The organism is Streptomyces sp. HM190 (genome assembly GCF_009857135.1).
Lineage (GTDB): Bacteria > Actinomycetota > Actinomycetes > Streptomycetales > Streptomycetaceae > Streptomyces > Streptomyces heilongjiangensis.
In genome coordinates, this window is the sequence record NZ_CP047318.1 from 92,594 (window position 1) to 118,399 (window position 25,806).

21 protein-coding genes, 2 pseudogenes and 2 CRISPR repeat arrays are annotated in these 25,806 nt (G+C 69.9%); of the genes and pseudogenes, 12 read left to right on the forward strand and 11 right to left on the reverse strand.

The genetic code is table 11. From position 1 onward, the window contains the following. Nucleotides 1-68: 68 nt before the first annotated feature. Nucleotides 69-473 (forward strand): hypothetical protein, encoded by a 405-nt coding sequence (locus tag GSY65_RS00305; RefSeq protein ID WP_159765140.1) that lies wholly within the window; start codon nucleotides 69-71, stop codon nucleotides 471-473. On the opposite strand, the gene GSY65_RS00310 is transcribed toward GSY65_RS00305, so the two are convergent. Then, nucleotides 436-2,445, reverse strand: coding sequence for a hypothetical protein (locus GSY65_RS00310; RefSeq protein ID WP_159765142.1), 2,010 nt, complete (start codon nucleotides 2,443-2,445; stop codon nucleotides 436-438). The two genes, GSY65_RS00305 and GSY65_RS00310, sit on opposite strands and share 38 nt — an antisense overlap. 725 nt (nucleotides 2,446-3,170) lie before the next feature. Between GSY65_RS00310 and GSY65_RS00315 the strand changes: the two genes are divergently transcribed. Further along, entirely contained in the window at nucleotides 3,171-3,476 is a 306-nt protein-coding gene (locus GSY65_RS00315; protein WP_201452420.1) for a hypothetical protein, read from the forward strand. 12 nt (nucleotides 3,477-3,488) lie between these two features. On the opposite strand, the gene GSY65_RS00320 is transcribed toward GSY65_RS00315, so the two are convergent. Further along, complete coding sequence (locus tag GSY65_RS00320; protein WP_159765144.1) at nucleotides 3,489-3,911, reverse strand: helix-turn-helix domain-containing protein; 423 nt, start codon at nucleotides 3,909-3,911, stop codon at nucleotides 3,489-3,491. A gap of 476 nt (nucleotides 3,912-4,387) precedes the next feature. Here GSY65_RS00320 and GSY65_RS00325 point away from each other — a divergent pair. Then, nucleotides 4,388-4,603 (forward strand): annotated as a pseudogene (locus tag GSY65_RS00325) (helicase associated domain-containing protein); the annotation flags it as partial. 158 nt (nucleotides 4,604-4,761) lie between these two features. After that, a CRISPR array of direct repeats spans nucleotides 4,762-8,207; the repeat unit is 29 nt; unit sequence GGGACCATCCCCGCGGGCGCGGGGAGCAC. Nucleotides 8,208-8,298: 91 nt separating this feature from the next. On the opposite strand, the gene cas2e reads toward GSY65_RS00325, so the two are convergent. The 8 genes from cas2e to cas3 are packed head-to-tail and all read right to left on the reverse strand — an operon-like array spanning nucleotide 8,299 to nucleotide 17,555. Beyond that, nucleotides 8,299-8,649, reverse strand: coding sequence for a type I-E CRISPR-associated endoribonuclease Cas2e (cas2e, locus tag GSY65_RS00330; protein ID WP_159765146.1), 351 nt, complete (start codon nucleotides 8,647-8,649; stop codon nucleotides 8,299-8,301). Then, nucleotides 8,646-9,608: a type I-E CRISPR-associated endonuclease Cas1e gene (cas1e, locus tag GSY65_RS00335; protein ID WP_159765148.1), complete on the reverse strand. Its 963-nt coding sequence runs from the start codon at nucleotides 9,606-9,608 to the stop codon at nucleotides 8,646-8,648. The genes cas2e and cas1e overlap by 4 nt, the downstream gene beginning before the upstream one ends. After that, nucleotides 9,605-10,399, reverse strand: a complete 795-nt coding sequence (gene cas6e, locus GSY65_RS00340; RefSeq protein ID WP_159765150.1) for a type I-E CRISPR-associated protein Cas6/Cse3/CasE — start codon at nucleotides 10,397-10,399, stop codon at nucleotides 9,605-9,607. The genes cas1e and cas6e overlap by 4 nt, the downstream gene beginning before the upstream one ends. Continuing rightward, nucleotides 10,399-11,136, reverse strand: coding sequence for a type I-E CRISPR-associated protein Cas5/CasD (gene cas5e / locus GSY65_RS00345; protein ID WP_159765152.1), 738 nt, complete (start codon nucleotides 11,134-11,136; stop codon nucleotides 10,399-10,401). The genes cas6e and cas5e overlap by 1 nt, the downstream gene beginning before the upstream one ends. After that, nucleotides 11,133-12,347, reverse strand: a complete 1,215-nt coding sequence (gene cas7e, locus GSY65_RS00350; RefSeq protein WP_159765154.1) for a type I-E CRISPR-associated protein Cas7/Cse4/CasC — start codon at nucleotides 12,345-12,347, stop codon at nucleotides 11,133-11,135. The genes cas5e and cas7e overlap by 4 nt, the downstream gene beginning before the upstream one ends. Before the next feature lie 45 nt (nucleotides 12,348-12,392). Then, a complete protein-coding gene (gene casB / locus GSY65_RS00355; protein WP_159765156.1) occupies nucleotides 12,393-13,052 on the reverse strand; it encodes a type I-E CRISPR-associated protein Cse2/CasB in 660 nt (219 codons plus the stop codon). Then, nucleotides 13,049-14,776 (reverse strand): type I-E CRISPR-associated protein Cse1/CasA, encoded by a 1,728-nt coding sequence (gene casA, locus GSY65_RS00360; RefSeq protein WP_159765158.1) that lies wholly within the window; start codon nucleotides 14,774-14,776, stop codon nucleotides 13,049-13,051. Before casA ends, casB begins: the two co-directional genes overlap by 4 nt. Next, the gene (cas3, locus tag GSY65_RS00365; RefSeq protein WP_236579636.1) at nucleotides 14,769-17,555 is read right to left on the reverse strand and encodes a CRISPR-associated helicase Cas3'; all 2,787 of its coding nucleotides are present in this window, start codon (nucleotides 17,553-17,555) and stop codon (nucleotides 14,769-14,771) included. Before cas3 ends, casA begins: the two co-directional genes overlap by 8 nt. Before the next feature lie 354 nt (nucleotides 17,556-17,909). Next, nucleotides 17,910-18,241: direct repeats of the CRISPR family, unit length 27 nt; unit sequence GCTCCCCGCACCCGCGGGGATGGTCCC. A gap of 32 nt (nucleotides 18,242-18,273) precedes the next feature. Here cas3 and GSY65_RS00370 point away from each other — a divergent pair. From GSY65_RS00370 to GSY65_RS00395, 6 genes are all read left to right on the forward strand, one after another. Beyond that, entirely contained in the window at nucleotides 18,274-18,591 is a 318-nt protein-coding gene (locus tag GSY65_RS00370; RefSeq protein ID WP_443043181.1) for a hypothetical protein, read from the forward strand. Nucleotides 18,592-19,154: 563 nt separating this feature from the next. Beyond that, nucleotides 19,155-19,649: a MarR family winged helix-turn-helix transcriptional regulator gene (locus GSY65_RS00375; protein WP_159765162.1), complete on the forward strand. Its 495-nt coding sequence runs from the start codon at nucleotides 19,155-19,157 to the stop codon at nucleotides 19,647-19,649. A gap of 154 nt (nucleotides 19,650-19,803) precedes the next feature. Further along, nucleotides 19,804-20,430 carry a DsbA family protein gene (locus GSY65_RS00380; protein ID WP_159765164.1) on the forward strand — a complete coding sequence of 209 codons (627 nt, stop codon included), beginning with the start codon at nucleotides 19,804-19,806 and terminating at the stop codon, nucleotides 20,428-20,430. Nucleotides 20,431-20,477: 47 nt separating this feature from the next. After that, nucleotides 20,478-21,284 (forward strand): MBL fold metallo-hydrolase, encoded by an 807-nt coding sequence (locus GSY65_RS00385; protein WP_159765166.1) that lies wholly within the window; start codon nucleotides 20,478-20,480, stop codon nucleotides 21,282-21,284. 4 nt (nucleotides 21,285-21,288) lie between these two features. Further along, on the forward strand, nucleotides 21,289-21,711 hold the full coding sequence (locus tag GSY65_RS00390; protein ID WP_159765168.1) for a nuclear transport factor 2 family protein: 423 nt from the start codon (nucleotides 21,289-21,291) through the stop codon (nucleotides 21,709-21,711). A 29-nt stretch (nucleotides 21,712-21,740) separates the two neighbouring features. Further along, nucleotides 21,741-22,439, forward strand: a complete 699-nt coding sequence (locus GSY65_RS00395; protein ID WP_159765170.1) for an alpha/beta fold hydrolase — start codon at nucleotides 21,741-21,743, stop codon at nucleotides 22,437-22,439. A 298-nt stretch (nucleotides 22,440-22,737) separates the two neighbouring features. Here GSY65_RS00395 and GSY65_RS00400 read toward each other — a convergent pair whose 3' ends face one another. After that, on the reverse strand, nucleotides 22,738-23,220 hold the full coding sequence (locus tag GSY65_RS00400) for a hypothetical protein (protein ID WP_159765172.1): 483 nt from the start codon (nucleotides 23,218-23,220) through the stop codon (nucleotides 22,738-22,740). A gap of 112 nt (nucleotides 23,221-23,332) precedes the next feature. Here GSY65_RS00400 and istA point away from each other — a divergent pair, with 112 nt between their 5' ends. From istA to istB, 3 genes and pseudogenes are all read left to right on the forward strand, one after another. After that, the gene (istA, locus tag GSY65_RS00405) at nucleotides 23,333-24,289 is read left to right on the forward strand and encodes an IS21 family transposase (RefSeq protein WP_443043182.1); all 957 of its coding nucleotides are present in this window, start codon (nucleotides 23,333-23,335) and stop codon (nucleotides 24,287-24,289) included. Beyond that, a complete protein-coding gene (locus GSY65_RS34600; RefSeq protein ID WP_443043183.1) occupies nucleotides 24,290-24,751 on the forward strand; it encodes a Mu transposase domain-containing protein in 462 nt (153 codons plus the stop codon). Further along, nucleotides 24,748-25,519 (forward strand): annotated as a pseudogene (gene istB / locus GSY65_RS00410) (IS21-like element helper ATPase IstB). The gene GSY65_RS34600 and the pseudogene istB overlap by 4 nt, the downstream one beginning before the upstream one ends. Nucleotides 25,520-25,806 lie beyond the last annotated feature (287 nt).

Genomic DNA, 25,806 nt, shown 5'->3' on the forward strand with positions numbered 1-25,806 from the left:
CACACGCTGACCCGCCGGGCCGTCGTCAACGACAGCCTGGGACTGCTGATGCCCTCCGTTCCCCCAGCGTGTTCACGCTGCTGGCCGACCTGGAAAAGCTCTTCCGGGACTCTGCCGCGGACCGCCCCCGCTCCGTGGAGAAACTGCTCAGCCGCCTCAACGCCGTCGTCAGGCCCTTGTTCACCGAACCGGTGATGGAGGCCATCAGCCGGGCGTCGATGCTCACGGTGCTCTCCAACATCCCGCTGGGCCTTGCCACCATGCTCGGCGACATCGCCCCGCTGGCTGCGCGCCTGCCCCTGAGGTACGAGCCGCTGCTGCCTCTGACCCGCACCGTAAAGAAGGCCGGTGCCGTCGCCGTCGGCGTCGAGTGGCCCCGCCTCGACGGCCTGACAGCCGGTTGCGGCATCGACATCAACGCCTGCCTGGCAGGAGCTATGAGCGGTTCCAGCAGTCGACGCCCGGTCCTGTGACGGACTCCAGGTTGAGCGGGTGACACGACGGTGCTTGGGCCAGGTGATGGGTCAGAGAGTCTTTGCGGTTGGCCAGATCGCGGATGACGCTCAGGGCATCGCTTTCTGCCGCGCCTCGGGAGTACTGGATCTTGTGCCAGTTACCCAGGAACTCCAGCAACATGTCGACGACTCCTCGTGCGGCGTGTGCGGTCATAGCGTCCGCTGGGGCCGTGAACTGCCCTCGGTGGATGGCGCTGTTTCGTGTGGCGTAGAGCCACTCAAGCAGTGCATGATGGATGTCTTGCTGGTCTTGGAGCCAGTCGGACAGGAGCTTGGGGTCAGCCAGGCGGGCACGCCACAGTGTCAGGGTGTCCTGGGCGTACCCGCCGGCCATCCGGCTCAGAGCATCGATCGCCGCTTGTGCATCGCGTACGTCTTGTCCCGTCTGCGCCCGTGCGGGCAGCAGGACGTCGAGCCAGCCGTTGACATCAAGTTTCCAGCTGGTGAGGCGGAGGGGATGGCCATTGTCGCCGTCTTTCAGCAGGACGCGGCGCACCACGGCAGCGTGCGAGGTCACTGTCTGTTCCAGCGACCGCACCGCCTGCTCCTGAGGGGTCAGCTGCTGCCGTGCATGACGGGCCTGCTCGGCCAGCTGTGCGTGCGCTGCGCGTGCTGCGGGTTGTTCCAGCGTCTGCGTGCGCCCCACTGCTCGTTCCAGCTTGGCCAGGTCACTTGTGTCGTTGGCCAGCCGCATCTGTGCGGAGCGAAGGTAGTTGAGCGCCGAGTTCGTGACTGTCTGGTAGAGGGCGATGAGTAGCTGGCGGATGGAGTGCAGAGCGCAGGCTTTTGCGACGAGGTCGAGTTGCGTGGAGTCAACGTCCAGAGAATCGATGACGCTCCAGGCGAGAGCGGAGCTGGCCATCGGAGCGTCCAGTCGGGCAGCCAGGTGTGCGCTGCGCAGGGCAGGTCGTAGGGAGACGGGCCAGTGGGTGGTGAGGGGGCGGGCGACGGACGTAGAGACGCTCGTGAGATGGTGCGACTCTCGGCGTCCGGCGTCGTCGACAGTGATGGTGTGAGGGCCAAGGGTGAGGTCGACTAGTCGCTGACCGGCAGCGTACTGGTCTAGCGCTTCGCTGATCTGACGCCGCGCCCGGACGACAGCGGTCGCCGCATCGGCGGCAGCCACAGACAGATCGATCATGACTGCAGGCCCCTTGATGGCTGCAGCCCGGGCCGTCAGTTCTTGAGCCCCCACAGTGACGGGGCGGGAGGCGAGGAGCGGACTCTGCCGTGATCCCGGGAGGAGTTGGTCCAGGTGCTCGAGTTGACTGGCACCTTGGACAAGTCCTGCGACACGGTAAGTGCGCGAGGGCGGCCACAGCACTGCAGTGATCGATACGGCGTCCTGAACAGCCCTGGATCCCTTGCGGATCAGATCAATGTGCAGCGAGCGAGGATCTCGCCCATCCAGCACTATGAGCGCGGCAACCTCTCCACGGGCTCGTGCCAACACGTCGGGTGGAAGGACGGGACCGTCCCACACGGAGGTCACCCAGGTACGGATGTGGGCTGCCGTAGGGGCGATGTGAGCCTGGATGCGCGGAGCGTATGCGGCGGCCGTGGCCTTGCTGGTCGCACTGGTCAGTAGACCGGGGATCGAGGCGAGCAGCGTGTGAGCCTGCGTCGCCTGCTGCCCACCTCCCAGGGCCTGGTGGGCCGGCAGCCCTGCCGCCACGGTGGAGGCGGCAGTGGTCAGACACCGCTTGAGGAGTCCGAGTTTCGGCTGTCCGCCTGCCGCATGGCCGGCAAGTGCCTGGTGCGCTCGCGTCAGGGCAACAACAGTGCTGTTAGCGGTGGAGACATGGTCGCTTAGGTAGGCGCCTGGTTCGAGGCAGAGCAAGAGCCCTTCGAGGAAGCTCCTTTGCTGACGCGTCAGCTGCCTGCGATCAAAGTTGCTCCTGATCTCCTTGTCCCACACCGAGTAGCGCACGTACGTACCTTACGTTCAACCAGGCACGTTGGCGCCCCCGCCCAAACGTCTGTAGCAGTCGGCATGAGAATGACATGGCCCTTCGCCACTCATGTCAGCAACAGGTGAGCACCATCCGTCAGTGCCAACTACCAGGTCACTGAGCCTGCGCCACTGACGTTCAGATGACGATGCCCAACTGACACTCCCCCGCAGACCATCACGGTGAAAGCGGGTTACCTCGAATCGCGCGACGGTGGACTTGCCATCGCGCTGCTCATGGATGGGGGCGGGTACCGGGACTGGGCGTCTGAGTCCCCGCGATTGCGGGCAGCGACCGGCTGCCCGTCTGCCTCCCCCGGCCCCGCCAGTACCGCGTCCCTCCAGCCGGGAGCCCGCACCCTGGCCTTTCAGCACCAGGGTGCGTACCTCAAACAACACTCCCAGAGGCGAGAGTTAAGACAGCCCTCACTTCTGGCCCTCCCAGAGATAATGACTGTAATCAGGCAAAATGCACCCGTGGCGTTGACGTCTGCGAAATGATCTGACTTGTGACTCCAGACCCACGCGACCGTCGACGGTCCTCGCCACGAGCCCCAGCCAAACCACAGGTACGGATCCGTCCTTCCAGCGACGACGCTCACCAGGTCGTCTACTTCCAACGCCACCCTGACGACGACCCCTTGCAGACGGCTCCAGGGCGTGTATTCATGCGCGATGTATGCCCAGCCAAGGTACGCGCGACCATGACGGCAGTGCTTGCCGAGGTTGCCGCTGCACCCCCGAAGCGCTTCGCCGGCGGTGGGTACTGGGAAGCGATGAAAGGAGACATGGGTGGTTGGTACGAGGTTCGCGTAAACGGGCCCGGCCGCCATCACTACCGCTTGTTCTGCTTGCTCGACTACGAGGCGGAAGGACGCGAGAAGCCGCTGCTGGTCGTCGTTGCCGGGCTGGACAAGCCTTTCCGTACCGTCCTATCGGAGAGTGACTACCGATCGGTGCGGGAGCTGGGCGAGGAGTACCTGAAGCGCAACCCCCGCTCGACGCGGTGACTGGACGTCTGGTTAGGCGGCGGCAGTTGAGCGGGACTTGGAACGCCGCAGCTCGCTGAGGTGCTTCGCGAGCGCACGAGGATCTGCCGCACGACCTTCCAGCAGCGGCTCAGTGACGGTCTTCCGTTCAGCTGCTGGCAGCGGCTCAAGGGTGATCCTCATCCCTAGCGCCGCTGCCACTTCAGCCAGAGTGCCCAGCGTCGGATTGACGTGCCCCGCCGTGAACAGTCGCCGCACGGCGGCGGGCTCCGCACTGATTGCCCGAGCCAGTGCAGCCTTGGAGAGGTCTGCCGCGTCACGTGCCTCATCCAGCGCGTTCACGATCTGGTCGATCGTGGCGATACGCATGGACTCAACAACGTAGTGGCGGAGAAATTCAGGGTCCTGCAAGTCCTCGGCAAGGTCGTCCCAGAAAGCGCCATGCTCCGTAGTCATTGCTGCCTTCCTCTCCCTTTGCCAGTACCGTAGAGCGTATCAAATAAGTTACGCATGCGCTAGGCTCGCAAACCCACTGCCAGCCAGGACGCGCAAGGACAGTTCTCGTGCGGCCAGGAGGATGCGGCAAGAGAGCTGATGGCTGAGGCCGATGAGCAGCGGCTGTTCACCGAGGCGTGTCTGCACGGACTGCGGGCCCGGCTGTGTGAAGACGTCGACTCACTGGACAGCTTCCTGCCACCTCACGTCGCGGAGCTAGCGCGGAAAATCGCCGGGGTACTGGAGGTGCCACAGCCAGCACCCGCGGGACGAACCGGGTCGCGGCGTCGTTGGACGGTGCGACCGGGCCCCGGGGATGTCACGGCTGATTCCCCTGGGGCCCGTGGTGTCTCAGCTGCGGATCAGGGCCCGCGGCCGGCCGCGATACCAACCACCCCGCCAGGGCGCCCAGGGCGGCCTCTGGGGCGTTCGAGCGGGGCATCGCGGCCCTGGCGCAGTACAAGGCCCGCACCGGCTCTGTAGGGCCCATCAGCCGCTCCCACACCGAAGTCCTGCCCGACGGGAGTGAAGTCCGCCTGGGGGTGTTTCTGTCCAACAGCAAGACCAGACGCGCCAAGCTGAGCGCGGAACGGCTCCAGGCGCTCGCCGAACTCGGAGTCCACTGGGCGGTGACCGAGGAAACCCAGCACTGACTGCGCCAGGGGAAGACAACCAGAACACAGCCGGTGGGCGGGCCCACAGCCACACCCGCCCCGCAGCCCCTAAGGCACCACAACCGACAGCCAAGACGCCCCGACCCCGCGGGGCGTGGGGAGCACCTTCCCTACGGCCACGACGACTCGGTCGGCCTGGGACCATCCCCGCAGACGCGGGGAGCACGGCTTGGTCGTAGCCGGGGGCGGGATTCGCGGAGGGACCATCCCCGCAGGCGCAGGGAGCGCAGCTCGTTGCCGACGTTCGTTAGCTGGAACTGGGGACCATCCCCGCGGGCGCGGGGAGCACCGGAAGCTTCAGCAGGACGTCCAGAACCGCGTGGGACCATCCCCGCGGGCGCGGGGAGCACAGTCTCGGTCATCATCGTCTTCCTCCAGATTCGGGACCATCCCCGCCGGCCCGGGGAGCACGCCAGCAGTACCCGCAGCCGCAGCCGGGGTGGGGGACCATCCCCGCGGGCGCGGGGAGCACGACGTGTACGACGCCGCCATGGCCCAGGAGAAGGGACCATCCCCGCGGGCGCGGGGAGCACGGCCATCAGCTGCTCACCTCCCCGGAGTCCTTGGGACCATCCCCGCGGGCGCGGGGAGCACGCTGACGTTCGAGAAGACGATCCGCAACGACCGGGACCATCCCCGCGGGCGCGGGGAGCACGCACCCTTCGAGCGGCCCTTGGTCAGAATCCGGGGACCATCCCCGCGGGCGCGGGGAGCACGGCTACGTCACCACGGTGACGCACGACTTCAAGGGACCATCCCCGCGGGCGCGGGGAGCACTTTTCCTCGTACTCTCCCGATAGCTCAACCTTGGGACCATCCCCGCGGGCGCGGGGAGCACCGCTGTGCCAGCTGCGCTGGCCTCGGGGCAGAGGGACCATCCCCGCAGGCGCGGGGAGCACCAGACTCCGGGAGTACCGGACTTCCGGGTCTAGGGACCATCCCCGCGGGCGCGGGGAGCACGCCACCACCGCCGGCAAAGCCGCCGCCACCGCGGGACCATCCCCGCGGGCGCGGGGAGCACTCCTCCGCGTTCCCGCCGACGTGCTTGGGCGGGGGACCATCCCCGCGGGCGCGGGGAGCACCGCCTCGGCCCCGAGTTGTTCCAGACGCTGCCGGGACCATCCCCGCGGGCGCGGGGAGCACGACCAGCTCACAGGCGGCGTCCACGCTCATCGGGGACCATCCCCGCGGGCGCGGGGAGCACGGGTCGCTGGAGCGGGCCGTCACCATCGACTGGGGACCATCCCCGCGGGCGCGGGGAGCACCGGGTGTACCGGCGCGGGCACGGCTGGGGAGCGGGACCATCCCCGCGGGCGCGGGGAGCACACGGTCTTGATCGTGGAGACCTGTCGGAACGGGGGACCATCCCCGCGGGCGCGGGGAGCACAGCGCCCGCCTGCCGAAGGTCATGGGCTGGGTGGGACCATCCCCGCGGGCGCGGGGAGCACACCGTTGTGACCGAAGAACCCTGGCGGGCTCGGGGACCATCCCCGCGGGCGCGGGGAGCACCGGACGCCGGGCAGGCCACGGTTGTCGGTGCAGGGACCATCCCCGCGGGCGCGGGGAGCACGTTCCTTCCGGGGTTGGTGTGCGGGGTATCCGGGGACCATCCCCGCGGGCGCGGGGAGCACTACAAGCTGCTGAAGGGCCGCCGGGTGACCCAGGGACCATCCCCGCGGGCGCGGGGAGCACGCGGTGGCCTTGTCGTAGCTGGTCCAGTAGTCGGGACCATCCCCGCGGGCGCGGGGAGCACGCCCACCTCCGCCGCAAGGCAGGCGAGGACCTGGGACCATCCCCGCGGGCGCGGGGAGCACTCGACCCTGCGCTGAGCGACGGGCCGCAGCTCGGGACCATCCCCGCGGGCGCGGGGGGCACATCGGCAACCTTGAAGGCTGCCGCCTTAAGCTGGGACCATCCCCGCGGGCGCGGGGAGCACTGCTTGAGCTGTTCCTTCAGCTCCTCGATCTTGGGACCATCCCCGCGGGCGCGGGGAGCACGGATCTGGGCAATGCGCTGGGGCAGCATGTCGGGGACCATCCCCGCGGGCGCGGGGAGCACGACGCGACGGAGAAGGGCTGGCACGCGCACGAGGGACCATCCCCGCGGGCGCGGGGAGCACTCCCGGCAGAGCGGGTTCGGGTTCTGCGGCACGGGACCATCCCCGCGGGCGCGGGGAGCACCGCATCCGGCATCTCGCCGAAGTGGCGTGGCGGGGACCATCCCCGCGGGCGCGGGGAGCACTGGGCGATGCCGGCCATGAGGCGGGCGAGCATGGGACCATCCCCGCGGGCGCGGGGAGCACTGGTGCGGTGGACGTCGTGGGCTGGGTAGCCTGGGACCATCCCCGCGGGCGCGGGGAGCACGCCTACCGCTGCGCAGATGCCGTCGCCTTCAAGGGACCATCCCCGCGGGCGCGGGGAGCACTGGCGCGCCCACCTCGACCAGCTCACCGCACCGGGACCATCCCCGCGGGCGCGGGGAGCACGCCCTGGGTATCGCGGAGGCTCAGTTCGCCCGGGGACCATCCCCGCGGGCGCGGGGAGCACTCTGAGGAGGCAGGCATGCGGCCCGGAGGGCTGGGACCATCCCCGCGGGCGCGGGGAGCACACCGCGTGATTCGCCTGAAGGGCTCCGGGGTCGGGACCATCCCCGCGGGCGCGGGGAGCACGCGAACACGCTGCGGGCGCTCGGGGATGACGCGGGACCATCCCCGCGGGCGCGGGGAGCACGACGAGTGAGAGTGCCTCGTGCAGTCCGGGCCGGGACCATCCCCGCGGGCGCGGGGAGCACCTGCGGTTATGCGGGTATGCGGGTATCTGCGGGGGACCATCCCCGCGGGCGCGGGGAGCACGGGTGCTTGAGTCGTACGTCTTCCATGGCGCCGGGACCATCCCCGCGGGCGCGGGGAGCACGGATCGCCGGTCGGGTCGAACCCGATCTGCACGGGACCATCCCCGCGGGCGCGGGGAGCACGAGGCCCTGCTGGGCGTGCGCCTCGATGACCCGGGACCATCCCCGCGGGCGCGGGGAGCACGAGCTGGGGTTGCGCGCCCACATGACGACCTATGGACCATCCCCGCGGGCGCGGGGAGCACAAGCGGCGGTACCGGTCACCGCGCGCGACCTGGGGACCATCCCCGCGGGCGCGGGGAGCACCGGGGTGGGAGCACTCCCGAGGGCCCGGTGTCGGGACCATCCCCGCGGGCGCGGGGAGCACGAGCGGGGTGTCTTCGCTGAGCTGGGTGAGGAGGGACCATCCCCGCGGGCGCGGGGAGCACATCTCGCGGGGGCCGGTCCACCAGGGGTAGAGGGGACCATCCCCGCGGGCGCGGGGAGCACGGTGGCTCGTCGACCTGCTTGTCCCGGTAGGTGGGACCATCCCCGCGGGCGCGGGGAGCACGCTAACGTGCATCACTGTCAAACCTGAGCTGTGGGACCATCCCCGCGGGCGCGGGGAGCACCTGGCCATCCTGCTCTGACCGAGGATGCGAGCGGGACCATCCCCGCGGGCGCGGGGAGCACCCCTCCGGGCCCCTGGCCTGCGGCGGAGTTTCGGGACCATCCCCGCGGGCGCGGGGAGCACACTTCGTGACCTGCTCGTTTAGGCTCGGCGGCCCACGTTTTTCAGCACTTTCACAGATTCCGACTTTTGTCTCTTAACCGTCATTCCTTCTTCAGTCTCTCTTGAATCGGCGGCGTTGGGCGGCCTTGCTCCAGCCCTGTTTGGGGATGGTGTGGGTGGTCCTGGCGTTCGGGTTGGGGCGGCGGATGAGGGTCAGGCCCTCGTGGTCGACTGGATGCCAGGCGTGGTCGTGGGTGAGGAAGGTGAAGCCTTGTTCGTTGTTGGTGGTGTGGGCGAGTAGAGCGCGGCCTTGTCCTGCGTATTGCCGGACTTCGTCCCAGAGGGCATTGCGGATACGAGCTGACGGGTTGCCGATGAAGACGCCCGCCGAGATCTCCAGGAGCCAGCGGGTGAGGAATCCCCGGAGGCCGGGCGGGCAGTTGGTCAGGACGATGACGGTCACCAGAGCACCGCTTCCTCGCTGCCGGGGTCGGCGTAGTTGCGGCCGGAGGCGACCTGGTGGCCGCGGTCGGTGTGGAGGGTGACGCGGTCCACTTCTTCGGTTGTGTGGGAAGTGGCGTCGGGCAGGAGGAGGGTTTTGATGTCGTCGACGCAGCGGTCGAGGAGGGATGTTGCGTTGATGTGGTCGCGCAGAGCGCGGCGTGTTCGGGAGCCGACGTCCTGTTCGTCCTGTGCCGCGATGTCGAAGGCGAGGGGGATGCCGATTTCGGTCTTGTAGAGGTCGGCGATGTCCAGGACGAAGGAGAGTTCGTGGCCTGAGTGGACGAAGCCGAGGGCGGGGGTGCAGCCGAGGGATGCGATCACGGCGTGGGCGATGCCGTACATGCATTGTGCGGCGGCGGTCACGGCCTGGTTGACGGGGTCACCGCTGGAGAAGTCACCGGGGGTGTACTTGCGGCCTTTCCAGGGGATGCCGGTGCGGGCGGCGTGTTCGCGGTAGCAGTCCTTGACGCGGCGGCCTTCGCGCCCGAGGAGTTCCTGGCGGGTGAGGCCGGCAGGGTCCTCGTCGGGGAAGCGCATCCGGTACATGGCGCGGGCGACGGCGAGGCGGCTGCGCGGGTTGGCCCATTTCAGGGCCTGGGCTTCGGCGAGTGCCGAGGAGCGGGTCAGTGCGCGGCCGCCGGCGTAGTAGCGCACGCCGTGTTCGCCGACCCAGGCGACGGCTGCTCCTGTTTCGCCGAGGACGCTCATCGCCTGGTGGGTGATGCGGGTGCCGGGGCCGAGCAGGAGGGTGCCGATGGTGGCGGACGGTATGTGGGTGGTGCCGTCCGCGTCCTCGGCGGTGATGGCGTTGGCGTCGCGGTGGACGGTGCAGCGTTCGAGGTAGATGAAGGACAGGCGCTCGCTGGTGCGGGTGAGGTGGCGGGGGGTGAGCGCGGTGCGTTTGCCGACGGTCGTCACCTGGCTTGCTCACCTACGGCGGAGGGGGTGGGGGCGAGGGTCAGCAACCCGCAGCCGTACGCCTTGGCCTTGCCCAGGCCCTGGACGAGGGTGCGGCGCAGAAGTTCGGGGTCGGTGACCTCGAGGCGGCCGTCGAAGGTGACGGCGAGCAGGGTGACCGGCCGTCGGCCCGCTGTGCTGCTGAGGGGTTTGGCGAAGGACAGGTTGCGCTGGTCGCGGACGAGGAGTTCGTAGCGGTCGCCGTGGTGCGGGGCTTTCTTGTGGGTGGCGCCGTCGGGGAGCAGCCGTTTGCTGTCGGGTTTTTCGCAGATGCGGAAGCCGCAGCGTTGTTGCCGTTCCAGGAGCCAGGACATCTGGTGGACCGGGGTGATGTGGGCGGTGCGTTTGGTCGGTTCGTCGTCCTTGCGGCGGATGTGGTGCACGGGGTTGGCGGTGAGCCGGAATGCCCAGCGGGTGCCGGGGTTGAGCCGGTCGAGGAAGGGGGCGTAGGGGCGGGTCTGCCAGCCGGGGTTGGCCTGGTCGGCTGTTGCTGCGGCGGGCCAGCCGGCCTGTTCGACGAGGTGGGTCAGGTCGGGCTGGTCGGGGCTGACCACGTAGAGGAAGACTTCGGCGGCCGCGTTGCGGTCCAGGCGCCACAGCACCCGCGGCCCTGCGGCCGTTGCCTCGCTGGCGGCGGTGGGCAGCAGGTGGGGGAAGGAGGCCATGACGGCGGCGTGCAGGGACTGGGGGGAGGAGAGCAGTCGCCGGGCGCCGGGGCGGGCGGTGTTGATGCGGAAGCGGGACAGATACATCAGGTGCTTTCTTCCTCCAGGGCGGCGAACGGGTCGTGCGCGGGCACGGCTCTGGTCGCGGGGGCGGTCTTCGCGCTGGGGTTTAGTACCTGCACGGTCGTGGTGAGCACGGGGCGCAGGGCGTGGCGGCGGTGTTCGGCTGCGAAGCTGAGGGGCTGGTCGCGCAGCAGGTCCGCATCGGCTTCGTCGGGGCGGGCCTCGCGCAGCACGGTCAGGGACACCGTCGCGTCGCGGCGGCGCTGTCGGCGGTACCAGGCGGCGGCCTGCCAGGGCTCGTTCGCGAGCGCTTGGGTGAGGTGGGCTGTGCGGTGCAGGCTGAGCCGGACGGGGTGGGCGGGCGGGCAGGAGCGGCGGCCGAGGTAGGGGGCGTGGACGGGGCGGTTGAGGGCGGCGTCGATCTCGTCGAGCAGTTCGTCTGCGCCCTCGACGGCGGCGACGAAGACGGCGTCGGCGAGGTAGTACCGCTCGGACAGGGGCATCGGCTTGCCGGTGTCCGCGTGGTGGGCGGTCTGGAAGTCACGTACCCGCGTGCCGGGCTGGTCGATACGGACGGCGAAGCGGAGCGCGGCGAGGCGGGCCAGGCCCGTGTCGTCACCGCGGTCGAGGCCGCGGGCGGCGGCGAGCATGCCGATCACGCCGCTCTTGGTGGGGGCGGACTCGGTGGTGCGGCGGGCGAACCGGGCCGAGGCCCCCCATGCTTGCAGGGGGCCTGCCAGACGCAGGGTCAGCACGCTCATGCGGGCTTCTCCATGCGGTCGGCCACCGCCTGGCCGACCGCGGTGACGAGCGCGGACAGGCTGGGTGTCTGCTGGCCGAGGCCGGTGAGCTTGTCGGTGGTGGCTCCCACGCGCAGGACCCAGGTCATGGTGGACTGCTCGTCGCCGTAGGCACGTTCGACCTCGGGGATGTAGTCGGCCAGGCGGGCGGACGCCTCGCGCAGATGCCCCCCGCTCGCCTCGGCGGTCACCGGCTCCTCGAACGCGGCGACGAAACTGATGGGCCGGGTCGTGCTGAGCTTGACGACGACGGCGTCGGGCAGGGTGTGGTGACCGAACGTGCTGATCTTGCCCTTGGGCAGTGAGGCGACGAAGGCGTGCACGAACGCCTCCACAGCACGCCGCACGGGTGTGGTGAGGGGTTCGTCCTCGCGCAGGCCTTCACCGAGGTTGGCGGCGAGCTGGTGCACGCTGAGGGCGGCGTAGCGGTAGAGGGTGGCCGAGTTGAAGTCGACCGTTCCGATCATGCCCGCGCCGGTCTCGGCGTCGGTGTTCTCGTCGTCGACGGCCGTGTAGTAGTCGGACTCGTTGTCCACCCGGTGCACGCTGATGGCGTGGGCCACCTGTGTGGCGGCATCGACGTTGAAGTCGGCCGAGTCGGCGACCATCCGCCCGAACAGGGCGATGTCCACGGAGTGGCGGGTGTCGGCGATCTGTTTGGCCCGCGCCTTGTTGGCCTTGTCCTTCAGGTACGCGGTGATGTCGGCGGCGCCTTCCACGGCGAGCGCGGCGAGACCGTCGAGCTGGCGGGAGCTGAGGAACATCAGGTACTTCGACTCCGGCGCTGCCTCCTTCTCCTCCTCTGCCCCGGCCTCTGTCTTCGCCTTGCGTGTTGTGCGCTCCGGCGCCTGGATCTTCGAGCCGGTGGCCGTCTCGATCACCTCAGCCGCCAGCCGCAGCGCCTGAGCGTCCTCGACCGAGGCGTCGAGACCGGTGATGCGGGCGGCGAGGAGTTCGGCGACCTTCTTCGTCCGTACACCCAGTTCACTCGGGTCGAGGAGCTGCTCGCCCCGGAAGTACTCGCGGGTGACACGCTTCCAGGCCTGGCTGGAGACCCGGGCCCGGGGAACCCCGCCGTAGACGGCCGATTTCGGGGCGCCGGTGTCGTCCCGGTTGAGGTTGCTGGGCGGCACGGTCTGCAGGGCGTGCACGTCGAGGAAGATGCGGTTCACGAGGCGTCCTTGGTCGTGGCAGAAGTCGGAAGGAACGGTGGCTTTTTACAAGGCAGCTGCGGCCGGGTTCCCGGCGTCGGCGGCCGGGGGGCGGGGCGGACGGTGGGCGTGGAAGGAGCGGGCCCACGCCCGGCGCACCGTGTCCCGGCCTCCGGGCTGCTGCCACCGGTACAACTGCTCGGCGAGCAGGGCGTAGTCGAGGGTGATGTCCGCACGGCGCAGGAGCAGCACGATCTCCCGCAGCCGCACGGCCAGGGCGGGAAGATCCGGAGCATGGCCGGCCCGTACCAGGCGCTTGAGGACGGTCTCGTCGATGTCGCCTGCCGGCATGAGGCGGCGGACGGCGCCGCCGAGCCCGGCGGGCGCCTCGGTGCGGTGGGGCTGGTGCATGCCGGTCCCGCGTGACTGCTGGTGCAGGGCCCACAGGGTGACCGCGACGTGGACGGCGTCCTCGGCACGCGTCAGGTCCTCCTCACGCGGGGGCCGCCCGCCTTCCTGCACAGGGGTGTGCAGCGGGCCGGTGTCGATCAGACCCCACAGGTCCGGGACCTGCTGGATCTGCTTGCCGGCGCCGCGGCGCAGCCGGGCCAGCGCCGCCACCGCATGCGCCTGGTCGGCCAGATAGCCCCGCTGCAGGTCCCCAACGGTCTCCGCGGTGATCCCCCGGATCCGATCCGGGAGAGAGACGAAGGCAGCGGCGGTCACGAGTACGCCCTTTCTACGGACAGGCCCGCATCGGCTTCAGCGTCGTCAGCCAGGCCGGCAGGCGCCTGCTTTCCGTCCGTGCCTGCGCCGGAGAAGCCCGCGACACCGAGCGCATCCCCCAGCCGGTACCGGAACCACTTTTCGGCGTGCGCCGAGTTGAACCACACGGCGCCCTTGGGCGTGGACACGATCCGGCCCTCCCACGCAGCGTCAGCGGCCTCAGCCAGCAGCCGGTCACCGAGCCGGCCGATGAGACGGTGGACCTGGCGCCGCCAGAGCGTGCGCTGCTCATCGGGGTCCGCTGCTTCGGCCAGCGTGCGCAGCCAGATCCGGTACGGGTCATCCAGCACGTCAAAGCCGCGCTCGCGGGCCCTGGCCCGGGCTCCTTCCGTCTGCGCGCCCGCAGCCCGCGCCAGATCAGTGGCCAGATCTCCCACAGCGGTGACCGCGCGCTCCGCGTCCCCCACCGCGTCGATCGCCTGCAGCGCGCATCCGCGGTCCTGACGGTGCAGCAGCACCACCGCCATCGCCAGATGGTCATCGACGATCTCATCGATCACAGACTGCTGGGTGCCATAGACGGCGCCGACCACCCGGGTACGGATCAGAAAGCCGCGGGGCAGCTCCCCCTCCGTCACCAGCCGGGCGACCCACTCCAAAACCCCAGGGCGCAGCGAGGACGCCGCCTCACCGCCCTGACCGGCCACCTGCCCCTCGGCGATCAGCGAGGCCAGCCCCCGCCACACCGCCCGCGACGGGTCATGCTCCCGCGGCAGATAGACCAAGGCCTCGCCGCGCTTCTTCTCCTGGGCCCTGCTGCGCCGCCACGCGGTCATCGGCTCACGCGTGTGCAGATTGTGCGCCGGGAGCGGGTCACCGTAACCGAGAACCACCCCGTGGACACCGGCCTCGTCGAAGTGCAGCCGCACCCGCCGCGTCTGCCACGTGTACAGGTCCCGCACCCCTGACGGGCGGCGCCCCGCCGCAGCAGCGGCCGTGCACGGCTCCCGCCGCCAGGCCGGCCGGTCCTCCCCGTCGACACGCAGCCCGGCGGTGTCCGCGGCAACCAGATTGAGCAGCAGCGTCTCGCGCAGCGTCTCCCCCTCGACGAAGACCCCGCCCAGCGCGCCGGCCCAGCCCACCCCGAGCGGGTACACCTTGCCGCTCCTGGCCCGCTCGTCGCCGACGGCACCCGTCTTGATCCCGGAGGTGTCGTAGGCGTGGGTGTGGACCACCCAGCGGGCGGCCTCGGCGAAGGTCAGCCGGTCCACGGCGGGCATCCGGGCGGTGAAGAACGGCTCACCGTTCGGCACGTCGGCCACGATCCGGTTGAGAGGGAAGACCTCGTCCTTCGCCGTGCGCAGCCCGGCCGTCTGGAAGAACGGGGCGGCCGGATGCAGAAGGTCGAACCGTTCGCGGTGTTCCTCGAGGTATGCGGCGACCGGTGCGAAGCAGTCGTCGTCCTCCCACAGCTGCGACCATCTGTCGATGTCCTCCGGCCCGTCCAGCACGTCGTGGACGATCGCGAGCAGCAGCCGCAGCAGGGCGAACTCCTGGGTGGGCACGTCGCCCACGAGCCGCCGCACGTGGGCGGTCTGCGCGAACACCTCGTTCAGGGACAGCTCGTCGGTGCGGCCGTCGCCGAACAGGACCGGTATCCACGGCCGCCGTGTCAGATCGAACGACAATAAGCCGTCTGCGCGGCTCCCACTGGCGTCAGGCACACGTCACCTCAAGTCCGTCTAAAGGGCTGTAACGGAGTCGGAAGCCTGCCAGACGGGTCTGACAATCGGCGTCCAGCGCGAGAATCAGCTGGCCGGCCAGCCAGTGACTCTCCTTCACCTGCCAGGCGGGCACGTACAGTTCCTCCAACGCGGCGATCGCACGGTCCATCACCTCCGCGGACGAGAACTGGCTCGGCAGCCGCAGCCCGCACGAGGCGGCCGTCCTGGCCGCCCGAGGAGAAGGCGGCCGGTCCATGGGCAGCTCCAGCCCCGCCTTGCCCGGTGCGATCCAGTCGACCGTGGCCAGCGACCCGTCCGGCCGCCGCTGCACCACGACCACCTCCAGGCTCTCGCGGCTGTCACGCACCTGAGCCCGGCCGGTACGTGTGTCGTCCGCGTCTCCTGCACCAGCCGCCACCCACCCGATCAGCGCACGCCCCGGCCGGCCCACCGCATCCAGCCGGAACACACCCGCCCGCTCGGCCTGGTCCTTGCGGTGCTCCTCATGCCGGCGCAGCGCCTGCCCCATCGCCTCGGCCCAGCCGGCAGGACCCACCGGACCATCCCCGTAGGCGGCCTGCACCAGCGGGCTGATGTCCTGCGGAAGCCGGACCGGACGGCCATCGAGGTGCTCCAGCAGAACAGCCGCCGACCGCAGCAGCCCATGCGCCCCGTACACGGCAACCGACCCCCGCACCGGCAGCGGCACCTGACCCGTCCAGTCCACACCGGTCACCAGACACCGCGCCGCGCGCAGCCGTGCCGGCCGCTGCGCCTGGCCTGTGCCCCGGGTGTGCCGGTGCAGGCGTCCCATGCGCTGCAGCAGCAGGTCCACCGGACACAGATCGCTGACCAGCAGGTCGAAGTCGACGTCCAGGGACTGCTCCGCGACCTGACTGGCCACCACGATGTGAGGCCCCGCCGGACGCCCCTGGCTCTTGTCCGGGGGCCCGAACCGGGAAAGCAGAGCGGCATCATTGGCCGCCCGGTCCACGTCGATGAAGCAGGAATGGGCCACCGTGACGGCATCTTCACCGAACCGTTCACGCAAGACCCGCGCTGTTTCCAGCACGCGGCGGACCGTGTTGCGGACCACCAGCGCGCACCCGCCGCCCGCCAGCTCGACGGCCAACCGGCCTGCGAGGACACCGAAGTCGTCATCGAGGCGTTCAAGACGGACCTCTGCTCCGCGAGCCGCAGCCCGAGGAGACTCCACGACCGCAGTCCCGCCCGGCGCAACGGCGGTCAGCAGCGGGTAGGCATCAGATCGGCCCACGACATCGAACCCCTCGCCGGCGGCCCCGCCCTCGGCACCCGCATAGGCCTCGGCCATCTGCCGCCTGCGCCCGGCCGGCAGCGTCGCCGACAACACCACCACCGGCACCCGGTACGCCCCCAGCCACGACAGCACACGGTCCAGATAGGCGCTCATGTACGTGTCGTAGGCATGCGCCTCGTCGATCACCACGACCTTGCCCGCGACCGCCAGGTGCCGCAGCGCCAGATGCCGGCTCTTCAGCCCCGCGAACAGCAGCTGATCGACCGTACCCACGACGAACGACGACAGCATCGCCTTCTTCCGTCCCCGCAGCCACGCATGCGCCACCACCTCCGCGGGCGCAGCCCGCCGGTCCTCCCGCGGCCGCCACACACGCTCTTCCTCATCCACGGCGACAGCCGTGATCCTCTGAGCGCTTCCGCGCATCAGATCCGCATACGCCTCGTTCAGCGCCGCCTTGGAATGCGCCAGCAGCGCCGAGATGCGCGTTCCCCCTCCCGCAGGAATCCGTTTCAGCCAGTCCAGCAGCCGCGGAAACATCGCGTTGCCGGTCGCCATGGTCGGCAGAGCGAAGAACACACCGCCCGCACCCGAACGCGCCGCGAACACCTCGGCCGCCGCCAGCGCGGCCTCCGTCTTCCCCTCCCCCATCGGCGCTTCGATCACCAAGAGACCCGGTGCGGACATGCCCCGCGCCAGCCGCACCGCCGCCTCCTGCACCGGCCTCACCACAGCGCCCGGCGGCAGACCGAACCGCCCGCCGAACAGCTCACCCACGTCCTCGGGCGGCAGCTGGGCCCTCCACGGTTCGGGCAAGTCCAGCCCACGCCACGCGGCCGCCACCCGCTCGGCACTTGTACGGCCGGCCGCCTGCGGAAAATACGGGAACAGGTCGGGGTTGCTCGCGATCCAGTCAGCGACGATCACCAGCGCCGACAGCAGCACCTGCACCGGCTGCGGCAGCTTCACCGCCCGCCACACACCAAGCCGGCCCGCGACGCCGAACTCCTCGGCACACGCCTCCAGCAACTCCTCCTGCACCCGCTGCCACACCCCGCGACTCGGCCCCGGCGTCCGCAGCAGATGAGGGCGGTCCTGCAACGCCTTGAGCTGCCCATGGTCCGGCGGCACACCGTGATGCCCTCCCACCACCACCGCGAACTGCCCCGACTGCCGCCCCGTCCAGCCGTGCCGCTCCTCCAGCCACTGCCCCAGCAGCACCTGACCGGCCAGACCATGCGGAGCCAGCCGCCGGTCAGGACCGAACTGCCGCCGCGTCCTCATCTCCAGCCCCAGGCCGCGCATCACATCGGCCAGCTGATCCACCTGACACGCGAACGCCGGCGTCGCCTTCCCGATGTCATGCACCCCCGCCAGCCACACCGCCAGACGCCGCCCATCGGCCTCACCGTCCGGCAACACCCCCGAGACCAGCGCCCGCACGTTCGCAGGCAGCCACCGGTCCCACAACAAACCCGCTACCGCAGCACTGTCCTCCATATGCCGCCACAACGGCAGCCAACCCCCACCATCGCGGTCATGCTTCGCCCACACCGACCGCACCGGACCCGCAAGCCGACCCCCCAGCCCAGACCCGCACTCCCCGTCACACGCCATGCCAGATACATACAGCCAGACAATCTCCCGCAACGCCTCGTTCAAGAAACCGAACACGACCGCGGGCAAATCTGCCCGGGCGCCACGTAACGCCAGGCCAGCCGACGTAGGATGACCGGCCACCTCCCCACGACCCAACCGGTAGGCATTTACAACACTTTGAGCGGAATAACCGAATCAGTGAAAGTACCCTCGAACTATCTCCCGCAGCGATAAAGCCACAGGTCACCGAGCGGTGCTCCCCGCACCCGCGGGGATGGTCCCCGCCCTTGTCGCTCGCTTTTTTGCGCGGGCCGGCGCTCCCCGCACCCGCGGGGATGGTCCCGCCTGCTCCTGCCCGTGCTCCTGGTCGTGCTTGCGCTCCCCGCACCCGCGGGGATGGTCCCCAGGCGAGTCCCCATTGGCGGGGGCGTCCCGGGTGCTCCCCGCACCCGCGGGGATGGTCCCGCCGGCCCCACCGGCGCCGTCCCCGACCCCGAGTGCTCCCCGCACCCGCGGGGATGGTCCCCACCCATGGGGCGAGTACTACGAGATCAAGCGGTGCTCCCCGCACCCGCGGGGATGGTTCCTCGGCGGCCCCGACGGGACCGGAGGAGCCGCCGTGCTCCCCGCACACGCGGGTCTGCCCTGGATCGCTGCCGCGCTCTTCCTCACCGTCTGCCCGGTCGGCTTGATCCTGCCCACCACCACGGCCTTGTGCCTGCAGCGTGCGCCACACGCGGCGGGCAGCGCCTCCGCGCTGCTGGGTACCACCCAGTTCCTGATGGGGGCCCTCGCGCCCGCCCTGGCCGGTCTCGACGGCGAGTCCACCGCCCTGCCCATGGCCTGGTCGGTCCTCAGCCTCGCAATGGCCGCGGCGGGCTGCTTCCTCGCCCTGTGCCGCCCCTGGCGATCCACCCCCGACCCGCTGGATCACTGAGCCGACGCACGAGGACACGAGACCGCATCCGTCAGGCCGATCGAACACCACAGGAAGGAACCTTCTCCAGGCATTCAGCACCTGCGGCGCCGGACATCCGCACCGGAGAAGGAGCAGGCCCCTCGCGGTGTGGCAGGCGGCCTGCTCACAGGCGGAACTCCCCTCACCGGGCGGCACTGAGCTGCGGCCACCGGGTGACCGCCGCTCCGCCAGGCCGCCCAAGCCCGCAGCCGCTTCCGCGACGAACAGGCGGCCGTCGTGCTCGCCCGGCGCCGGCCGGGAACTACCGTGCCGAGGTGCGCCCACCTTGCCGGCGGGCCTGGACCCAACCGCCAAGAGCCGCAACACGCTGTACCCAGCGCAGCCAAGCCGTGCTGAACGCCTCCGGGATCACCATCGACGGCTGGCTCTCAGTCGCCCGCTGATCCCCCCTCACCCCTGGTTACACCGCTGCGTGGACACACCAGACCGGTCAGAGGGGGCAGTGGACGAGGAGTCGTCTGCCGCTGTGCGGCATGATCGGTGAGCGGGGTGGAAGCGGGACGGAAGGGGGCGCCACGACCGTGGACGAACAGGCGGAGATCTCGACGCCGAAGGACGCGGCGAACAACGCGCTGGTCCTGGCCTTCGGGCGGTTGCAGGGAGCTGCGAACCGGCTGGAGTACATCCTGGGCCGGGCTCTGGAGGTGGAGTGCGGCATCAGCCATCTGATGTTCGAGGTGCTGCTCATTCTGGGGCGTGCCGGCAAGCCGGGGCTGTCGATGCGAGCCATCGCCCAGGAGCAGGTGCTGACCACGGGAGGAGCGACACGCCTAGTGGACCGCATGGAGACGGCCGGGCTGGTCGAGCGCGTCGAGGACCCCGGTGACCGGCGCGGACGGCTGGTGCGCCTCACTCCGCTGGGGGAGCGGACCACGGTCGCCGCGTCACGGGTGCACATCGAGAACATCAGGCGCTATTTCCTCGCGCCCCTGCCGGTCGAGGACCGGGAGCGGTTCGCCGAGAACCTGCGCATGCTGAGTCATGCGGCGCGGGACATGCTGCCCCGGCTTCCCTGACCGCGGTCTGCGGCAGCCGACGCAGGGCCGCGCGGGGGTGGCCAGTGTGTGATGGCCGCCACTCTCACCGAGAAATTCCTGACGCGTCAGATACTGTTGTGTCAGGTGAAAGGTTCGCATCAGCGGGCACCGCACCGTTCTGCCGAGGTCCTCGATGAAGCTCGTCTATGTTTTCGACGCCTACTGCGGCTGGTCGCACGGATTCTCCTCGACGCTGCGCGAGGTGGCATCCCGGCATCCCGAACTCCCAGTGGACGTGGTCTCCGGCGGCCTGTTCACCGGAGAGCGCCGGGTACCCATCCGGGAGTTCGGCTACGTCCAGGGCGCCAATGCCAAGATCCGTGAGTTGACGGGCGCGGAGTTCGGCGAGACATACGATCGGCTGATCGCCGACGGATCCTTCGTGATGGACTCCGAGGCCGCCGCCCGCGGCGTGGCCGCCCTGCGCCAGGTCGCACCCGCGCGGGCAGTGGAACTGGCCGCCGCTGCCCAGCAGGCCTTCTATCTCGACGGCCTGAGCCCGTCCGATACGGCCACCTACCGGAAGATCGCCAAGCAGAACGGCCTGGACGCGGACGCCGTCGCCGCCGCTTTCGAAGCGCCCGCAGCCCGGGCTGCGGCCGAGGCCGACTTCGCGCGCGCCGCCGAACTGGGCGTCGAAGGCTTCCCCACGCTCCTCGCCGTCGACGGCGACCACGTGACCGCCCTGGCTCGCGGGCACGCCACCACGGACGACGTCGAGCGGCGTCTCGCGGCGTTCGCGGCCACCCACACCGTCTGACCTGCGCCCCTGTCCCCGCAAGCCCCAAAGCCCCCAAGGAGGCAGCCATGAGCACCCTTTCCTTCAAGGTCCTCGACCTGGACTTCCCGGCCGGCAGCAAGAACAAGACCGCCACCCTGGTCACCGGCGAGCACGAGGCCCTGCTGGTCGACGCCGCCTTCACCCGCGCCGACGGCCACCGCCTGGCCGCCGAGATCCTCGACTCCGGCAAGAAGCTGACCACCGTGTTCGTCTCCCACGGCGACCCCGACTTCTACTTCGGCGCCGAAGTGCTCGCCGACGCCTTCCCGGATGCGCACTTCGTCGCCACCCCGATCGTCATCGAGCACATCCGGCACTCCTACGAGGGCAAGCTCAAGGCGTGGCAGGCTCTCGGCCCGAATCTGCCCACCCGCCTCGTCGAGCTGGAGCCCCTGACGGGCGAGCTCACCCTGGAGGGCCACCGCTTCGAGCTGAAGGGCGGCCCGGCCGGCGTGCCCGACCGGCACTACCTGTGGCAGGCCGAGCACAAGGCGATCCTCGGCGGCGTCCTGCTGTTCCAGCAGGAGCACGTCTGGGTCGCCGACACCCCAACCTCCGCCGACCGCGCCGCCTGGATCGACCTCCTGGACGAGATGGCCGCCCTGGAGCCGGAACTGGTCGTGCCCGGCCACCGCCTGCCCGGCGCCCCCACCGACGCCTCCGCCATCACCGCCACCCGCGACTACCTGATCGCCTTCGAGGAGGAGCTCGGCAAGGCGGCCGACGGCGCCGCTCTGACCGACGCGCTGGTCAAGCGCTACCCGGACAACGGCATGCTGATCGCCGCCCAGATCGGCGCGAAGGTCGCCAAGGGCGAAATGAAGTGGGGCTGACACCATGACGGACGACCACACCGACTTCGCCACCTCCACCGCCCCCGCCGACGTCGTACGCCGCCAGTACCTGGCCTCGGCGGCCGGTGATCTTCAGGCACTGCACGCCACACTCGCCCCCGACGTCGAGTGGACCGAGATGGCCGGCTTCCCCCTCGCCGGCACCTACCGCACCCCCGAAGGCGTCACATCCAACGTGATGGAGAAGCTCGGCCAGGAATGGGACGGCTGGACCGCCCACGACGACACCTACGTCGTCGACGGCGAGAACGTCGTCGTGCTGGCCCGCTACACCGCGACCAACAAGGCCACCGGCAAACCGATCGACGTCCGCGTCGCCCACCACTTCACGGTCCGCGGCGGCCTGATCGTCCGCTTCGAGCAGTTCGTCGACACCGCGCTCGTCCGCGACGCGATGACCGACTGACCTCCCGCGCCACCTCAAGGACGTATCCCATGAACCCGACCGTCGTGCTGGTCCACGGGGCGATGCACACCCCGTGGATCTTCGAACCGCTGCGCGAGCGGCTCACCGCCCGCGGCGTCACCTCCCGCGCCGTGCAGCTGCCCAGCAGCAACCCCGACAGCGCCGCAGCCCGAGGGTTGACCGAGGACGTCGACGTGGTCCGCGCCGCGATCCAAGCCGCCGAAGGGCCCGTCGTACTGGCCGCCCACTCCTACGGCGGTGTCCCTGCCGCCTGGGCTGCCGCCGAAGCGGACCGGGTCGCCGAACTCGTCTACCTCGCCGCGTTCGCACTCGAACCCGGAACCTCGATGATGGAATGGATGGGCGGCGACTTCCCGCCCACCTGGATCCACTCCCCCGACGGCCTGGCCGTCAAGGCAGCAGACGCGGAGCAGTCCATCTTCAGCGGCGTGGACCCCGCCCTGACCGCAGAGGCCGTCAAACGCCTCAACTGGCAGGGCATGCGCGCCTTCACCGAGAAGCTGGCCGCCGCACCCACGAAGGTCCCCCTCACGTACGTCGTGGCGACCGAAGATCCGGCATTGCCGCCCGCCGTACAGGAACAGTGGGCAGCGCGTGCCGCCCACACCCTCCGCGTCCCCTCCGGGCACTCCCCGCACCTCTCCCACGCCGACCATGTCGCCGACGCCCTCGCCGAGGCGGTCGCACGGGCCACCACCGGAAGGTGACGCTCCGGCTGCGGCGAGTAGAGAATGCGGGCATGACGTCGACCGCAGCCCGTCAACGGACGTGACCGTTGCTGGTTGGGCCGGGTGACACGACACCGCGAGGTGTGGTGTCGGCGGCCTCGTCGGGCTTCCCGGCAATCACCGCAGGGCTGCACCGGCCGGTGATGGGCGGCTCCGGACGTCATGGCACCGACACATCCGGAGCCGCCGTCCCGGCCGGGAGCCGGGGGCAGCTGGCTGCGCGCGTTCGGCCTGTGTGCTGGTGTGGGCGAGAGGGTAGGGCTCCGTGCCGGTCACATCAGGCCTGACCTTCGGTAGCGGCGGCTTGGTTGATGAGTTCGCCGAGGCTCCGGTAGTAGGGGCTGGTTCTGTGCCTGATGCGGTGCCGCACTGCGTGCGCCTGTTTGCCTTCCATGTCGAGGGAGGTGATGGACGGGAAGTGGATCAGGATGCTGGGCGCGAGTCTCCACTCGCTGCCAGTGAGACGTGCCCAGATGTTGTTGGACACACACGCGTGAATCAGCAGGTCAGGGAGTCCCTGACGACCCCTTTGACTTGTGAGTGAGGCGGTCATGTTCGCCCACTCTTCGGGGCTGAGGGTCCAGTCCGAATACTGCATGCGCCGTGCGCGGTAGTTCACCGGCGATTCGAGCTGAGCGATGTGCCTGCCGACGCTTTCCAGGGATACGGCGAGGTCTTCGGTCCGGTAACGGTAGCGGCTGCGGGAGTGCAGTTTGCGCTGATGGACGGGCGCTTGGTGCCAGGCGTTGTCGGCGTACAAGCGAACGTGCACCACCTCGTACGGATGAAAGTGCACCATTCTTGATGCGGTGACGGGGTGTCGGCCGTGAGTCTGCTGCTGTCGGTTCGGGGTGGCAGGGAGGCGACAGACGGTGGTCTTGGATCCGCGTCGCTGGCTGGAGTTGAGGCGGTTTCGTCCGCTGTACGAGTCCGGTGCGATGAGCCTGCGGGAGATCGCGAAGGAGACCGGGCTGAACCGCCGGACGGTCAGCAAGTACCTCAAGGACCCCGCATCGGTCGCGCCACCGAAGAGAGAAACAGCAGATCAGCGGCCTCGGCGGGTGGTCGACGAGGTCGCACCGCTGATCGACGCGATGCTCCGGTCCGAGATCCTGCTCAAGGGAAGGGTGATCCACGAGCGCCTGGCCCAGGAGTACGGAGTAACGATCAACTACCAGCGGGTGAAGCTCTATCTGCAGGAGGCACGGCCCCGGATCGCGGAGGAACTGGGTATCAGCCCGGGTGACCTGGCGGGCCTGCACCGGCGGTTCGAGGTCGTCCCGGGGGCTCAGGCCCAGGTCGACTGGGGAGACGAGGGCAAGATCCTGGCCCATGTCGGTATCCCGAAGGTCTACTCCTTCCACATGACGCTGTCGTACTCGCGCGACCCGTTCTGCTGCTTCACCACCAGCCAGGACCTGGCCACGTTCTTCGACTGCCACCGGGCCGCGTTCGCGCACTTCGGCGGGGTTCCGATGAGCATCGTCTACGACCGGACGAAGACGGTCGTGCGCCGGCACGTCGCCCCCGGCGAAGCGGTTCCGCTGCATCCGGAGGCGGTCGCCTTCGCCGGGCACTACGACTTCGACATCGACGTGCTGGCCGCCTACCGGCCCCAAGGCAAGGGGCGGGTCGAGCGGCAGGTGAACATCGTCCGCGACCACGTCCTGGCCGGGCGGGCGTTTTCCTCCATCGAGGAGCTGAACGCCGCCTTCGCCGCCTGGGTCCCGCTGCGGCGGGCGAAGGTCCACGGCACCCACGGCGAGGTCATCGGACACCGGGCCGTGCGCGACCATATGGCCCTGCGTCCGCTGCCGGCGACTCCGTAGGTGGTCACGCAGCGGCATCTGCGGCACGTCGGCAAGGGCTGCCTGGCCGCCTTCGACGCGAACCTCTACTCGGTGCCCGCCCGCAAGGTCCGCCCCCGTCAGCTGGTCGAGATCCGGGCCACGAAGTCGCAGGTCAGCCTGCACTCAACCGTCCCCGACACAGGTGGCCAGACCTTGTTGGCCGTCCACCTACGGGCCGTTGGACGAGGCGCCCGCATCGTGGATGAGACGCACTGGGACGGCCTTCCCACCGGCGTCGGCCGCCGCGTCACCACCGGCGACGCCCTGCCCTCGTCCCGCCGCGGCCAGGCAGCCGGGCCGCAGGCCGGACCGCTACAGGCTCTGCTGAACCGGGCCGCCGCCGCGAACGTCGAGGTCGGCCGCCGTCCGCTGTCGGTCTACGACGAGCTGACCGGCACCCGCGCCTTCACTGCCAACTCCGCCACCAAGGAAGCCCGTTGAGCGAGCTGACCAGCACCCGCATCCGCACCACCGCCGCCAAGCTCGGCCTGCCGCACCTGGCCGAGGCCCTGAACCAGTACATCCAGCGGGCGGACGAGGCCAAGATGGGCTACCTCGACCTGCTCGACCTGGTGCTGTCCGAGGAACTCGCTGTCCGCGACGATCGTCGTTTCCGCAATGGCCTGCGGCTGTCGAAGCTGCCGCACCACAAGACGCTGGAGGACTACGACTTCTCCTTCCAGCCCGAGCTCGACCCGCGCAAGGTCAAGGACCTGGCCACCCTGTCCTTCGTCGAGGAGAAGGCCAACGTCGCTCTGCTCGGGCCGCCGGGGGGTCGGCACGACGCACATCGCCGTCGCCCTGGCCGTCGCGGCCTGCCGGGCCGGCTACTCGATCTGCTTCACCAGCCTCGACGACATGGTCCGCCACCTCAAAGCCGCCGAAGACCAGGGCCGGCTGATCAGCAAGCTCACCAGCTACCTCCGGCCCAGCGTCCTCGTGGTCGACGAGGTGGGCTACCAGCCGCTGGAACGGGCCGAGGCGAACCTGGTCTTCCAGGTCATCTCCAGGCGTTACGAGAAGGGCTCGATCATCCTGACCTCGAACAAGACCTTCGGTGAATGGGGCCAGGTCTTCGGCGACGAGGTTCTGGCCACCGCGATCCTCGACCGCCTCCTGCACCACTGCGAAGTCGTCTCGATCAACGGCAAAAGCTACCGGCTCAAGAACCGCCTCCAGGCCATCGAGCGGGACTCCGACGTGGCCTGAGCAATGGTGCACATTACTTCGTACTCGGTTGTGCACTCAGAGGAGTACCGGGACAGCCGGTGTGCCACCGATCGCGTGCCCCGCCCGCCTGTCGGTGTCGAGGTCTTGTTCCCAGCGCGGCTCGCCCCGGCGGGTGTCACCGATGCCCCGCACGTAGACCTCGGGCAAAGATGCTTCGACGACCTCACGGGCCCGGTCGCGCAAGGCATGCGTGCGGTCGGCCAGGACAGGTGCAGATCCCGCGGCCTGGACGACGGTGGAACCCGGCGTCGCGTATCCGGCGTTCG